The sequence below is a fragment of the Roseomonas alba genome, assembly GCF_019430885.1.
GTDB classification, from domain to species: domain Bacteria; phylum Pseudomonadota; class Alphaproteobacteria; order Acetobacterales; family Acetobacteraceae; genus Neoroseomonas; species Neoroseomonas alba.
The window spans coordinates 1-14091 of sequence record NZ_JAHYBZ010000008.1 but is presented as its reverse complement, the minus strand read 5'-3'; the positions used below and the strand labels follow the sequence as shown (position 1 = coordinate 14091).

Genomic DNA, 14091 nt, shown 5'->3' with positions numbered 1-14091 from the left:
CCCGGGGCGGCGGCGGAGGCGTCTGGGTCATCACGAATGCCGTGGGATCCCTTGGCTGGGAGAGGCCGGGGAGGGGCACAGCCCCTTCCGCCATCACGGCCGCAGATGCACCACCGGCAGCCCCACCGCTTCCGCCACCAAAGTCCTGTGGCAATGCTGCGGATCGGCTTCCAGGCACAGCAGGCAGACCCGCTGCTGCCGCGCCAGGTCGGACAGGTTCGCCAGCGCCGCCTGTGCCTCCGTCCCGGCGAGGTGCCGGGCGAAGATGCGCCGCATCTCGGCCGGCTTGCCGGACCGCACTGATGCGCGCCCCTCGGCCGGCGTCCCGAGCGCGCGCAGATGCAGATACCCGATCCCCGCCTGTTCCAGCGCCGCCGACAGGGCTGTCTTCGCGAAGCCCGGCTTGCGGCTGTTGGCCAGGGCGCGGACATCCACCAGCACCCGCACGCCCGAGTCCTGCAGGGCCGAGATCAGCCCCGCAGGCGTCGTGTTCTCATAGCCGACAGTAAGGACTTCCTCCGTCACTTCTGCGCCGCGGCATGTGCGGCGAGGCAGGCGACGTCGAGAAGCTGGTTCACCCCCGCCTGCATCGGCACGACCTGCGCCGAATGGCTCAGTCCGGTCAGCAGCGGGCCGATCACCGTCGCGCTGGTCAGCCTGGGGACCGACCGCGTCAGGATGTGCGCGGCGTGCAGACCGGGCATGATGAGGACGTTCGCAGGCCCGCTCAGCCGGCAGAAGGGATAGAGCGAGGCGCGCAGCCCCGGATCCAGCGCCACATCGGCCGACATCTCGCCGTCGAACTCGAAATCGGCGCCGCGTTCGGTCAGCAGCTTCACCGCATCGCGAATCGACCCCGGGATGGTCCCGCGCGGATCGCCGAAGGTCGAGAAGGACAGGAAGGCAACCCGCGGCTCCAGCCCCAGCCGCCGTGCCGCCGCGGCGGACCCGCGCGCGATGCCGGCCAGCGTCTCGGCATCCGGGCGCTCATGCACCGCCGTATCGGCCACCAGCACCGTGCCGGCGCGGCGGGAGACGATGATGGACAGCCCGAAGACGACACGCCCCGGCACGGGATCGATCGCCATGCCGATGCCTTCCATCGCGACCGAATAGGACCGCGTGGTGCCGGTCACGATGGCATCCGCATCGCCGGTTGCCACCATGCAGGCGCCGAAGACATTCCGGTCCTGGTTCACCAGGCGTTGGCAGTCACGCAGCAGGAAGCCCTCGCGCTGGCGCTTGGCGTAGAGGTATTCCGCATAGCGCCGGTTGGAGTCCGACAGCCGCGCATTGTGGATCTCGATGCCGTCGGGCATCGGGATGCCGAGCGCGGCGGCCACGGCGTTGATCCGGTCCTCCCGCCCCACCAGGATCGGCGTGCCGTAGCCGGCATTGCGAAAGGCGATGGCTGCGCGGATGACCTTCTCCTCCTCGCCCTCGGCGAAGACGACGCGCTTGGGATTGTCGCGCACGGATTCGGCGATCGCCTCCAGCGCGCCGACGGTCGCGTCGAGCCGGTTGGCGAGATCGCGCGCATAGCGCTGGAGATCGATGATCGGCGCGCGGGCGACGCCGGATTCCATCGCCGCCTTGGCGACGGCGGGCGAGACGCGGGAGATCAGCCGCGGGTCGAAGGCGTTGGGGATGATGTATTCCGGCCCGAAGCGCAGTGCCTTGCCCGCACCGGCGCCGGCCACTTCCTCCGGCACGTCCTCGCGCGCCAGCATGGCAAGCGCCTCGGCCGCGGCGATCTTCATCGTCTCATTGATGGTGGACGCCCGCACATCGAGCGCACCGCGGAAGATGAAGGGGAAGCCGAGGACGTTGTTCACCTGGTTGGGATAGTCCGAGCGCCCGGTGGCGATGATGCAGTCGGGCCGTGCGGCACGCGCCTCGTCCGGCGTGATCTCGGGGTCCGGGTTGGCCATGGCGAAGATGATCGGCTTCGGCGCCATGGCGCGCACCATGTCGGGCGTCAGCGCGCCCTTAACCGACAGGCCGAAGAAGACATCCGCGCCGTCCAGAGCCTGGGCGAGGGTCCGCGCCTCGGTTGCCGTCGCATGCGCCGACTTCCACTGGTTCATGCCTTCCGTGCGGCCACGCCAGATGACGCCCTTGGTGTCGCAGAGGATGACGTTCTCCGGGCGCATGCCCATCGCCTTCACCAGCTCGGCGCAGGCGATGGACGCTGCGCCGGCGCCGTTGATGACGAGGCGCGTCGTCTTGATGTCGCGCCCGGTCAGATGGATGGCGTTGATCAGCCCCGCCGCGGCGACGATCGCCGTGCCATGCTGGTCGTCATGGAAGACCGGGATGTCCATCAGCTCGCGCAGGCGCTGCTCGATGACGAAGCATTCCGGCGCCTTGATGTCCTCGAGATTGATGCCGCCGAAGGATGGGCCGAGGTAGCGGATGGAATTGACGAAGGCGTCCACATCCTCGGTATCGACGCAGAGGTCGATGGAATCGACATCGGCGAACCGCTTGAACAGCGCGGCCTTGCCTTCCATCACCGGTTTCGACGCCAGCGCGCCGAGATTGCCGAGCCCCAGCACCGCCGTGCCGTTCGAGATGACGGCGACGAAATTGCCCTTCGCCGTATAGTCATAGGCGAGCTTCGGATCCCGATGGATGTGCAGGCAGGGTTCCGCGACGCCCGGGGAATAGGCGAGCGACAGGTCGCGCGCGGTGATCAGCGGCTTGGTCAGCCGGATCTCGAGCTTGCCTGGACGGCCCTCGGCATGCATCGCCAGCGCTTCTTCCCCCGTCACGCGGGCCGTCCGCGTGTCCTCGGTGGGTGGGTGCTTCATGTCGTCCATCGGAGGGATTCCCGTCGCGTGTTCGCACCATTGTGCAGCCGCGGAAGCCGCGCGGCGACCCCCCGGCTTCGCAGGCGCGGCATGACCTCCGCATTCTCGACACAGTGCCCGGCGAGATGACAACGGCGCCTGGTGTGAGGCGTTGTGGGCGCGGGCCGGAGAGAGGGGAGAACCTGATGCAGCGCCGCTGCCAGGTCGATGCTGCGGCGCGGATGCCGCGCGGCCGGCGGCAGGCGGGGTTGGCCGTGCTGCTGCTGCTGCTGCCTGCGGTCGCCTTCGCCGCGGCCCCGGACACCCCTTCCGGCGGCTGCGAGGTGCCGGAGCCGACGCAGGATCTGCAACTTACTTTCGCCCGCCTCGCGCCCTTTGCCCGCGACGTGCTGGCGCATCATCGCGTCCACGCCTCGATCGAGGGCAGGGGGCGCGAGGCGCGGGTGCAGATCCACCTGCGCGCCCTGCGCGAGCTGGAACTGCCCGAGGGCCATCCCTCCACCACCTATCTGCCCGGCGTGGACGGAGCGGCCATCCTGCAGGACCGCCGCTCACGCCATCCGGCGCTGTGGCGCGTCGATACGGCGACTGTCTCCGCTGCCAACCGCGCCTACGACGTCCATGACGCCGGGCCCGGCACATCGCCGCGGCTGGAGGCGAGCGAGGATGAGGAGGGCCTCGAGGACTACCGGCTGGTCCGGCTTGTCACCGACCGCTACAGTGGCTTCGCCGCCATGGTGCTGGAATCCCGGCCCGGCGCCGGGCCGCCGCATCGCATCTATGCCATCGCCGGCACCCACGTCTTCGAGCGGACCGATCTGCGGAGCTGGGCCTCGGGGTTGACGATGGGGCGGGCGCAATACGTCTCCAACGCCGCGCTGCGCTTGGTGCGGGACGCCGCGGACTACGCCGGCCGGGGCGGCGAGGTCTTCATCACCGGCCAGAGCCAGGGCGGCCTTGTCGCCCAGGGCTTCGGGGTGATGCTGCAGGCCTATCTCGAAGCGCGTGGCGCCCCGCATGCCCTGATCCATGTCGTCTCCTGGGGGGCGAGCGGCGTGCGCGAGACGCTGGCCCGTGCCATCGCCCAACAGCGCGCCGGCGGTGGCCGCGGCTTCCCCGGCCAGATGGAACGCCATTGGGCCGAGACCATCCCCGACCAGGCCGAGACCATCCCCGACCAGGCCGAGACCATGGCCGTGTGGGACGCCATCGCGTCGCAATGGGCCGCCGTGGCGCCGGGCCAGGAGGATGCCTGGCTCACCGCCATCGCATCACGCATGCGCGTCGTGGGCTTCTTCTTCGAGATCGACCTGTTCGCGCGCGGCGGCAGCTTCCTTGGCACTGCCTTCGCGTTTCCCACCGCGTTGGTGTTGCCCCAGGAATGCGACATGACGGTCGCCGAGCTGATCATCGGCATGCAGCCCGGCGCCTTCGGCGTGCGGCTCGAATCGCATTTCCTGAAGGGGTACCGCCGCGCGGTGGGGCGCGGTGCGATCGCCGTGGCACGGCCGGCCCGGCCGGCGCGCTGGGAGTGGTTCTCCGACCTGATGCCGACGCTCGAGGATGTCGGCGACCTGTGGCTCGAGATGCTGCACCTGTCGCGCGACGCGACCACGGAGGTGCATTGGCGAGGCTGCACCGCGAGTGCCGAATGGTTCACCACGGCCAACCGGTACTGCCGGGCATCGTGGTGGCCCGGCTGCGGCGCGGCGCCGGACGAGGAACGCTGGTGCCTGGTGCGCCGGCGGCGATGACGGCTGGAGGGGCCGTGCCCCATGCGCGCGACGATAAGGCACGCGGCGCGACAGGGAGGGGCAATGCCCCTCTCCATCTCCGTCAGGGCCTTATCCCGCCGGGGCGCATGGGGCGCCGTCCCTTCAGTGCCTGTTCTACGCGACTTCCGCCGGCACCTTCACCACGCTGGTCCAGCCATGCGGGTCATTCGTCCGCCCGTACTGGATGCCGACGATCGCGTCGTACAGCTTCTGCGTCAGTTCGCCGGTCTGGCCGCCATTGATGGTCACGTCCTCGCCCTTGTAGCCGAGCGTGCCCACCGGGGAGACCACGGCCGCCGTGCCCGTGCCCCACATTTCCTTCAGCGTGCCGTTGCGCCCGGCTTCCATCACCTCGTCGATGGTGATGGGGCGCTCGCTGACCTTCAGCCCCCAGTCGCGCATCAGCTGCAGGGTCGAGGCACGGGTCACGCCGTCCAGGATGGTGCCGGCGAGCGGCGGCGTGATCACCTCGTCGCCGATCTTCACCATGATGTTCATGGTGCCGACCTCGTCGAGGTACTTCCGGTGCACGCCATCCAGATACAGCACCTGGGTGTAGCCGGCCTTTTCCGCATCGACCTGGCCGGACAGCGACTGCGCGTAGTTCGCCGCGGTCTTGGCCTCGCCCGTGCCGCCCTTGACCGCGCGCACATGGGCGTCGGAGGCCAGGATGCGCACCGGCTTCACTCCTTCCTTGTAGTAGGACCCCACCGGCGAGAGGATGAGGAAGTACAGGTAGCTGTGCGAGGGATGCACGCCCAGCATCACATCCGTCGCGATGATGGTCGGCCGGAGATACAGCGAGGTCCCCGCCTTGCGGGGCACCCAGTCGGCATCCACGCCCACCAGTGCCTCGAAGCTGTCGCGGATCACGTCCACCGGCAGTTCCGGCATGCTCATCAGCTTCGCCGAGCGATTGAACCGCTGCGCGTGGCGATCGGCGCGGAACAACCGGATCTGCCCGTCATCGCCGCGGAACGCCTTCAGCCCGTCGAAGATCGCCTGGCCGTAATGCAGCACGGAGGTCGCCGGATCCAGGCTGAGCGGCCCATAGGGGACGATGCGCGGATCGAACCAGCCCTTCCCCTCCTCATAGTTCATGAGGAACATGTGATCCGTGGTGACCTTGCCGAAGGACAGCGAGTCGTCAGCCGGCTTGGCCTTCGGCGTGGTGGTGCGGGTGAACGGAAACTGGCCCATGCTGCGGTTCCTTCCAGCGACACTTATGCATTCGCGCTGGCACGGTGCTCCAGTCGGGTCATTGAGTTGCTATGTGGAGGCCGTGCCAGACGAAAGAATGTTGCTTCAACGCCTGTGAAGTTAGAATGACAGAACTGATCGGTCAATGATACTGACCCAAGAGGAGGTCCACGCCCGAACATGCCAGCCCCACGCCCAGCGCAGATCGCAGAAGCCCCGGAGCGCAGCACCCTGCCCGCCGGCCGCAACCTTCTCTTCCTGCGGGAGGAGGAGCTGCGCATCGCGCAGGACCTGCTCTTCTTCGGCTACCGCGACTTCACCGCCGGCGCGGACGCGATCCTCGCCGAGCTCGGCATGGGCCGCGCCCATCACCGCGTCCTGCATTTCGTCGGCCGCCGCCCCGGCATCACGGTGGGCGACCTGCTCGGCATCCTGTCCATCACCAAGCAGAGCCTCGGCCGCGTTCTTCAGCCCATGGTCGAGGACGGCTACGTCACCCAGACCCCCGGCCGCAACGACCGTCGTCAGCGCCTGCTGACCCTGACCGAAAAGGGCGCCGCGCTTGAACGCCGCCTGTTCGAACGCCAGCGGGAGACGGTGATGCAGGCCTATCGCGAGGCCGGACCTGTCGCCGTGGAAGGCTTCCGCCGCGTCATGCGCGGCCTGATGGGCGACCAGGCGCGCGCCGCTTGCGACACGCTCGAGGGCCATGTCGCTTCGGCCGGGGGGGCGCGATGAGCAGTCCGGGCGACAGCGCGCATCTGCTGGTTGTCGATGACGATGCGCGCCTGCGCGGCCTGCTCCAGCGCTTCCTCAGCGAGGAGGGCTTCCGCGTCACCGCCGTGGACAGCGCCGCCGCCGCGCGCCAGGCCATCTCGGCCATGATGTTCGACCTGCTGGTGCTGGACGTGATGATGCCCGGCGAATCCGGCCTGTCGCTGACCGAATCCCTGCGCCGCGAGCGCAACGAGGTCCCCATCCTCATGCTCACCGCCCGCGGCGCGCCCGAGGACCGTATCGCCGGCCTGGAGCACGGGGTGGACGACTACCTGGCCAAGCCCTTCGACCCGCGAGAGCTGGCGCTGCGCGTGCGCACCATCCTCCGCCGCGCCGCGCCGCCGGTGACGACCCAGGCGCTGTCCACCGCCCCGGTCCAGCTCGGCCATAGCTGGTTCGACATCGAGCGCGGCGAACTCCGCGGCCCCGAGGGCATCGTCCGCCTGACCGGCGGCGAAGCCGCCCTGCTCCAGGCCCTCGCCCGCCGCGTCGGCGAGGTGCTGTCCCGCGAGGAGATCGGCGCCGCCCTCGGTACCCCCGAGGCCGGCGAGCGCGCCATCGACGTGCAGGTCACCCGCCTGCGCCGCAAGGTCGAGGCCGACCCGCGCGAACCCCGCTTCATCCAGACCGTGCGCCACCGCGGCTACGTGCTGCGGCCCGGGCCGTGACGATCGCCGGCCTGCTGCGCCGGACCGTCCCGCGCGGCCTGCTCGGCCGTGCGCTGCTGATCATCCTGGTACCGCTAGTCGTGCTCCAGGTCATCTCGCTCTACCTGTTCTACGGGAACCATCTCGACGTCATCTCCCGGCGCCTGGCCGGCGGCGTGGCCGGCGATGTCGCGATGGTGGTCGAGCTTCTCGCCCGCAATCCCAAGCCCGAGGACCGCGGCTGGATCTTCCGCGAGGCCGCCTGGCGCCTCGACCTCTCCCTGGCGTTCGAGGCCGGCGCGACACTCGGTCCCTCCGGTAACCGCGGCGCCTCCCTGCCGCTGCTGCCGCTCGAGGAGGACCTCGACGCCGCCATGCGCGAGCGCGTCCGCCTGCCCTTCGACACGGACTGGCAGACCGACCCGCGCAGCGTGATCATCCGCGTCCAGCTCCCCGACGGCGTCCTGCACGCCGAGGCGCCGCGCAAGCGCCTGTTCAGCGGGACGCTCTACCTCTTCGTCATCTGGGTGGTCGGTTCCTCCCTCCTCCTCTTCGGCGTCGCGGCCCTGTTCATGAAGAACCAGGTGCGCGCCGTGCGCCGCCTGGCCGACGCCGCGGAAGCCTTCGGCCGCGGCCGCGACCTCGGTCCCATCAAGCCCGAAGGGGCCGCTGAGGCGCGCCAGGCCGCCATCGCCTTCAACTCGATGCAGTCCCGCATCCGTCGCTTCGTCGAAAGCCGCACCGAGATGCTGGCCGGCATCAGCCACGACCTCCGCACGCCCCTCACGCGCCTGCGCCTCGGCCTCGCCATGCTGCCCTCCGATGCGCAGGAGGACGCGGCGGCGATGACCCAGGACGTCGAGGAGATGGATCGCCTCATCGCCGCCTACCTTGCCTTCGCCCGCGGGGAGGGGATGGAGCAGGCCGCCCCCGCCGATCTCGTCGAACTGGTTGGCGAAGCCGCCGCCAAGGCCCGTCGCGACGGGGCGCAGGTGGACCTTTCATTCGGCGAGCGCACCATGGTCCTGCCGGTACGCGCCGATGCCCTGCGCCGCTGCCTGGGCAATCTCCTCGACAATGCGCGCAAGCATGCCCGCCGCATCGCGGTCGGCCTGTCCAGCGTGCCGCGCGGCGAGACCGGAAGCTGGGCAGTGGTGACCGTGGACGACGACGGGCCTGGCATACCCGAGGAACAACGCGAGGAAGCCTTCCGGCCCTTTGCGACCTTCTCCGCCGGTGGGACTGGGCTGGGACTCGCGATCGCCCGCGATATCGCTCGGGCGCATGGGGGGGACATCGAGCTGGAGGACAGCCCCCTGGGCGGCCTGAGGGCGAGGGTGCGACTGCCGGCGTGATCCGTCGGGGGGCTCCGGGACTGTGCGGCTTCCAACGCTTTGCTTCGGTGGCCTGGAGGACTCAGCGGGCACCCCGCGGATGGCAGAGGGGTTCGAGGATCTCCCTGGCTATGCGGTGCGGGCGGAGAAGGCTTCGAGGGGCCGCGGTTGCGCCGGGCAGAGCGCAGCCAGCAGGGAGGAGCCCCCCGCCGATCGGGCACCCCGCGCGCCTGATATGGGCTGCGGTGGATTGCGTGGACGTTCCACCCTCTGCCGGAGCGGATCTTGGCAAGAGAGGGATGCGGGCCACGCGGTCACCGACCCGGCGATCCTGCTCGTGCTGCGGCGGTCTGCCCCTCCAGCTCCGACGAGCGGGTTTGCAGGACCGTCCGGAAGGTTTTCGGCGGAATGAGATCCGCGCAGGGGCAAAGCACGTCCCGGTTCCGCCGACCGGGGGCTATTCCGTGGCTCTGAGCGTCACCGCCTCCGACGCATCGGCGGCGAGTTCGAGCTCGGCCGTGCCCGTGCGCCCGTCAGCATCGCCCGCGATGCGGTACCGCCCGGGCGCCAGGCGGATCTCCGCGACGTCGCCTCCCGGCCAGTCGTCAAAGACGACCTCGTCCTTGCCGAGATCCGTGATGGTGATGCGCGGCGCATCATTGCCGAACCCCTCCCGCCGCAGCGCGATCGTGCCGAAGCGGATGGGGATGCGCAGCACCACCACCTCGCCGGCGGTGACGGCGCCTTCGGCGGAGCCTGTCGCCGTGCCGATGCGCGCGGTCAGCCTGTGGGTGCCGACCGGAACCAGGAAGGAGGGACCGCCTTGCGCCTCGGCGCTGCGGCGGTCGCCGTCCGGAAGGTCGCCCAGCGCCTCCCACTCCAGACCCGCCCGGTCGGTGACGTCGGCACCCGAAGGCTCGCTGCGGACATCGCCGACCAGCCACCCGGCATCCAGCACCACCTCGGCGCGGCCCACGCCGGACCCCGGCACCGTTGCTGTGACGGGGCCGCGGGTGAAATAGGGGGTCTCGACGCTGACCTGGTAGTCGCCCTGGTCGAGGTCGAAGAACCGGCCGAAGGGATCGCCATTGGTGGCGACCACGTCCTCCCCGCGGCGCAGCAGGATGCCGGCGTCGCCGGTCATGGGCTCGCAGGTCGCGCAGAGGCGCAATGTGACGATCAGTCGCGGCTGCGGGACGGGTTCGGGGCGCGGGGCGGCGGCACGGGGCCCGGGTGTCGGGGCTGCCGCCGCCCGGTCCAGGGCCTCGGCCAATTCGTTCGCGTCCTGGGCGGTGACGGCGCGGCCGCCGGTGGCCTCGGCCATGCAACGGAGCTGGGCCGCGGCCGCCGGGTCGCTGATGCCGAAGCCGACCGTGTGGATCACCAGCCGAACGCCTGACCGTGCGATGGCCTGGGCGACGGCACAGGGATCGGGGTGGCAGGTCTCGATGCCGTCCGAGACCAGGATGACGCTGCCGCCGCTGGGCCCGAGCGCCTCGGCGGCCAGGCGCACGGCGTCCGCCATTGGGGTCCGGCCGCGCGGAGTGATCCGGCGCACCAGGGCGGTGATGGCGGTCGGGTCGGGCGCGGGCTGGGCCAGCACCTCGATATCCGCGCAATCCCCGCTGCGGCGGTGGCCATAGGCCATCAGGCCGATCGGTCGCCCCGCCGGCCAGCGGGACATCAACCCGCCCACGACCTCCCGCGCGACCTCGATCTTCGTGCGGCCCTCGATCCGCCCCCACATGGAGCCGGAGGCATCGAGGACGAGCATGGCCGGTTGCGCGGAGACGCTGCCAGCGATCAGGCAGAACAGCAGCGTGAGGAGGGCGGCGCTTCGGCGCATCGTTGGGTCCTGTTTCCCGAGCGTCGGCATGGAAGCTGCGATGCTTTCGGATGGCAAGCCGCCCCCACCTGCCCCATCTTCGTGGTGCAAGCGCGCTTGGTGTGCATATAGTAAGCATCAGCGCATATATCGTTCCGGAGTGACGCACGATGAGCGGCAAAGCCACGATCCGCGCCTTCTTCGACGAACCGACCAACACGGTCAGCTACTTGGTGTGGGACCCGGCGACGAAACGCGGAGCGGTCATCGATCCGGTGCTGGACTGGGACAACCGCTCGGGCACCGCCGATGTCGCCTTCGCCGATCGAATCCTGGGCGCCGCGGCCGAGGAAGGCGTGACGATCGATTGGGTGCTGGAAACCCACGCCCATGCCGACCACCTGACCGCCGCCCCCTATATCAAGGCGAAAACCGGCGCGCCGATCGGCATCGGCGAGCACATCAGGGACGTCCAGGCGATCTTCCGCCCCGTCTTCGCGGCGGATGACGTGAAACCCGGCGGGGGCGATTTCGACCATCTGTTCAAGGATGGCGAGCATTTCCCGATCGGATCGCTCGAGGCCGAGGTGATCCACACCCCGGGCCACACGCCGGCCTGCGTTTCCTATCGCATCGGCGGCGATGTCTTCGTCGGCGACACGCTCTTCATGCACGATTACGGCACGGCGCGGGCCGATTTCCCGGGTGGCGATGCCCGAATTCTGTACCGGTCGATGAAGAAGCTGCTCGCCCTGCCGCCCGAGACGCATCTGTGGATGTGCCACGACTACAAGGCACCAGGGCGCGACGTCTTTGCCTGGGAATCCACGGTCGCCGAACAGCGCGCCCACAACCCTCATGTGAAGGACGGCGTGACCGAGGACGAATTCGTCGCCTTCCGCACCAAGCGCGATGCGACCCTGTCGGCACCGCTGCTGCTGCTGCCCTCGATTCAGGTCAACATCCGGGCCGGGCGGTTTCCACCGGCAGAGAGCAACGGGGTCCATTACCTCAAGGTGCCGGTGACACCGCGGAAGGCAGAGGCGCTGGCCTAGAGCAGATCCTGTCCGGATGAACTCATCCGGACAGGTAAAGATGCTCGCAAAAACACACACCTGGAGCATTGCAGGTGAACGGAAGCTCACCGGAAATGCTCTGGAGGCAGGCTTGGGGGGGAGCACCACCTCCCCCCGCCCATGATCCGGACGCGGGGGACGCCGCCATCCCCATTTCCGCGAGAGCCGTGTCGACGGCGGCCTTGACGCGCCTGGCCCAGGGCCCTTGCCGTCTCAATCCACCTGGGCGCCCGAGGCTCGCACCACCGGCGCCCATTTCTCCACCTCCGCCCGCATGAACGCGTCGTAGTCGGCCGGCCCCAGTGGCCAGGGCTCCGCCCCGTAGTCGCGCAGCCGCTGCGCGATGCCGGGATCGTTCAGTGCCGAGACAATCTCCGCCCCCAGCCGGTCGCGGATCGCCACCGGCACTGCGGCCGGCATGGCCACGCCGTACCAGGACGCCACGTCGAAATCCGGCACGCCCTGATCCTGCAGCGGCGCCAGTTCCGGCATCATCGACGCGCGCCGGGCGGTAGACACGCCGAGTGCCCGCAGCATGCCCGCCAGCACCTGCTGCCGCGACACCGGCGCGTTGTCGATGTTGAACAGCACCTCCCCGTTCAGCACCGCGGCCATGGACGGGGCGGTGCCGCGATAGGGGACATGGGTGACGTCAATGCCCATGCGCATGCCGAACAACAGGCCGGACAGATGCGACGACGTCCCCGACCCGGCCGAGGAGAAATTCGCCCGCGACGGATTCGCCTTGCAGAAGGCGACCAGGTCCTGGACCGACCGGATCGGCCCGTCGCCCTTCACGATCAGCACATTGGGCATGGCCGCGATGCGCGCCACCCCCGGAAGGTCCTTGAGCGGGTCGAAGGACAGCCGCCGATACAGCGTCGGCCCGATGCCATGCGAGGCGACGTGGTTGACGTAGAAGGTGTAGCCATCGGGGGTGGAGCGCGCGGTGACCTCGGCACCGACCATGCCGCCGGCGCCCGGGCGCGGCTCGATGATCAGGGGCTGGCCGAGCGTCTCGCGCAGCCGGTTCTCCATCATGCGCAGGAAGATGTCGGAGACCCCGCCGGATGCGCCGCCGATGATGAAGCGGATGGGCTTGTCCGGCCAGGCACCCTGGGCCCGGACGGAAGGCGCAACCAAAACTGCGCCGGCAGCGCCGAAAACGGCGCGACGGGTGATCATGCTGTGTCTCCTCCCAAGCCTCATGGGCTTTGGGAGGAAGCCTAGGGCAGCGATGCGCCCGAGGGGGAGCGGATTCGCAGCCTAGCGGGCGGCGAGCAGCAGCCGGTTCACCCGCTCCAGCCCCCGGGCAAGGGCGGCGAAATCCTTGGTGAAAGCCTCGCGCGAGGTGCCGTTGGCGGCCAGTTCGTCGCCGATCGCGCCGATGCTGCGCACGCCGTCCACCCGCGTCAGGATCGCCTGGGCCAGGCGTGGCAGGGCGAGCGGCACGGACAACCCATCGAAGGCGATGCGCAGCACGCCATCAGGGGGAATGGTCGCGGCCAGCTTCGCGCCGTCCAGTTCGCGCAGGATCGGCACCGCAGCCGGGTCGTCCCAGGCCGGTGCCGGCGGCGCCTCCCCGGCCCGGACGCAATAGGCGATGTGGATGCCCATGTTGCCTGCAGCCGCCTCGGCCAGCGCGGCGCGCTGCACCGGGTCGAGGTTCGCGGTGCGCTCCCGCAGCCGGGGGTCGGTCAGGAAGCTGTCCGGGTCGTAGCGGAACGGTTCGACCAGGCAGCGGATCTCGAGCCCCGCCGCCGCGATCAGGGCGGCGAGCCGCGGGACCGTGAAGGCGACGTCGCGCGGGTTCAGCAGCAGGTCATAGAGCCCCGCATCGCCGCCCTTAACATGGTCGGTGATCCAGGGGTTGCGGCGCAGCCAGTTGGTCTCGGGCATCTGGCGCCACAGGCGCTTGGCGATCTCGACGCGCTCGCGCGGCGGCTCGCCGGCGGGCGCGATCAGCCGCAGCGCGTCCTGCACCATGTAGACCCCGGTGCGGCCGTGCGGGGCATAGACCATCAGCCCCACCCCGCCGCCTGGCGCGAGCACGGAGACCAACGCCTTCAACCCCGCGAGCGGATCCGGCAGGTGGTGCAGCACGCCGCAGCAATCAATGTAGTCGAAGGGGCCAAGGCCGCTGGCCGGCAGGTCGAGGAGCGAGCCTTCCTCGAACACCACATTCGCGAGCTTGCGTGCCGCCACCCGCGCCCCGGCCACCTTGCGCGCGGCCGCCGAACGGTCGAGCCAGGTGACGGTCCCCGGACGCAGGGCGGTCGCCATCTGCTGGGCCAGCATCACCGTCGCGTCACCGGACCCGCCGCCGGCCATCAGCGCCTTCAGTGGCTTCGCGGCCTGGCGCCGGGCGCCGAAGACCCAATGGTCGATCTCCCGCAAATGGCTGGGGCTCCCGACGATGAGGCGCTTCGACTCCTCGCGCGGGTCGCGCTGCGGGTAGGGGTAGGCTTCGTACTGGGCAGCCAGGGCGGCATCGGCGGCGTCGCTCATGCCCTGCGTGTTACGCCGGGATGCGATGCGGGACCAGCAGGTCCGGGAGGCTGTTTGAGAATGCCGGCACCGGCCCGCACCCCCGCCCGGCCACCCATGCAGCATGGTGTCGTTGGGCGGCCGGGCGGGGGTGCGG

General features: G+C 70.0%; 11 protein-coding genes. 5 read left to right on the top strand and 6 right to left on the bottom strand.

The features are described 5' to 3' along the window. Positions 1 to 93: 93 nt before the first annotated feature. Positions 94 to 525, bottom strand: a complete 432-nt coding sequence (locus tag KPL78_RS21390; RefSeq protein WP_219765013.1) for a DUF488 domain-containing protein — start codon at positions 523 to 525, stop codon at positions 94 to 96. Next, positions 522 to 2822 (bottom strand): NADP-dependent malic enzyme, encoded by a 2301-nt coding sequence (locus KPL78_RS21385; RefSeq protein ID WP_219765012.1) that lies wholly within the window; start codon positions 2820 to 2822, stop codon positions 522 to 524. The genes KPL78_RS21390 and KPL78_RS21385 overlap by 4 nt, the downstream gene beginning before the upstream one ends. Before the next feature lie 176 nt (positions 2823 to 2998). On the opposite strand from KPL78_RS21385, the gene KPL78_RS21380 reads away from it, so the two are divergent. Continuing rightward, complete coding sequence (locus tag KPL78_RS21380) at positions 2999 to 4567, top strand: hypothetical protein (RefSeq protein WP_219765011.1); 1569 nt, start codon at positions 2999 to 3001, stop codon at positions 4565 to 4567. 135 nt (positions 4568 to 4702) lie between these two features. On the opposite strand, the gene KPL78_RS21375 is transcribed toward KPL78_RS21380, so the two are convergent. Further along, entirely contained in the window at positions 4703 to 5788 is a 1086-nt protein-coding gene (locus KPL78_RS21375) for a branched-chain amino acid aminotransferase (protein ID WP_219765010.1), read from the bottom strand. Positions 5789 to 5968: 180 nt separating this feature from the next. Between KPL78_RS21375 and KPL78_RS21370 the strand changes: the two genes are divergently transcribed. Genes KPL78_RS21370 through KPL78_RS21360 form a run of 3 tightly spaced genes read left to right on the top strand, consistent with a single transcriptional unit; the run spans position 5969 to position 8567 of the window. Continuing rightward, positions 5969 to 6526: a MarR family winged helix-turn-helix transcriptional regulator gene (locus tag KPL78_RS21370; RefSeq protein WP_219765009.1), complete on the top strand. Its 558-nt coding sequence runs from the start codon at positions 5969 to 5971 to the stop codon at positions 6524 to 6526. Beyond that, the gene (locus KPL78_RS21365; RefSeq protein ID WP_219765008.1) at positions 6523 to 7233 is read left to right on the top strand and encodes a response regulator; all 711 of its coding nucleotides are present in this window, start codon (positions 6523 to 6525) and stop codon (positions 7231 to 7233) included. Before KPL78_RS21370 ends, KPL78_RS21365 begins: the two co-directional genes overlap by 4 nt. Continuing rightward, the gene (locus KPL78_RS21360) at positions 7230 to 8567 is read left to right on the top strand and encodes an ATP-binding protein (RefSeq protein WP_219765007.1); all 1338 of its coding nucleotides are present in this window, start codon (positions 7230 to 7232) and stop codon (positions 8565 to 8567) included. Before KPL78_RS21365 ends, KPL78_RS21360 begins: the two co-directional genes overlap by 4 nt. A gap of 436 nt (positions 8568 to 9003) precedes the next feature. On the opposite strand, the gene KPL78_RS21355 is transcribed toward KPL78_RS21360, so the two are convergent. Then, positions 9004 to 10392 (bottom strand): vWA domain-containing protein, encoded by a 1389-nt coding sequence (locus tag KPL78_RS21355; protein WP_219765006.1) that lies wholly within the window; start codon positions 10390 to 10392, stop codon positions 9004 to 9006. Between the two features lie 149 nt (positions 10393 to 10541). Here KPL78_RS21355 and KPL78_RS21350 point away from each other — a divergent pair, with 149 nt between their 5' ends. Further along, positions 10542 to 11426: an MBL fold metallo-hydrolase gene (locus tag KPL78_RS21350; RefSeq protein ID WP_219765005.1), complete on the top strand. Its 885-nt coding sequence runs from the start codon at positions 10542 to 10544 to the stop codon at positions 11424 to 11426. Between the two features lie 234 nt (positions 11427 to 11660). On the opposite strand, the gene KPL78_RS21345 is transcribed toward KPL78_RS21350, so the two are convergent. Then, positions 11661 to 12632, bottom strand: coding sequence for a Bug family tripartite tricarboxylate transporter substrate binding protein (locus KPL78_RS21345; protein ID WP_219765004.1), 972 nt, complete (start codon positions 12630 to 12632; stop codon positions 11661 to 11663). Positions 12633 to 12713: 81 nt separating this feature from the next. Further along, positions 12714 to 13955 (bottom strand): class I SAM-dependent methyltransferase, encoded by a 1242-nt coding sequence (locus tag KPL78_RS21340; protein ID WP_219765003.1) that lies wholly within the window; start codon positions 13953 to 13955, stop codon positions 12714 to 12716. Between the last annotated feature and the right edge of the window lie 136 nt (positions 13956 to 14091).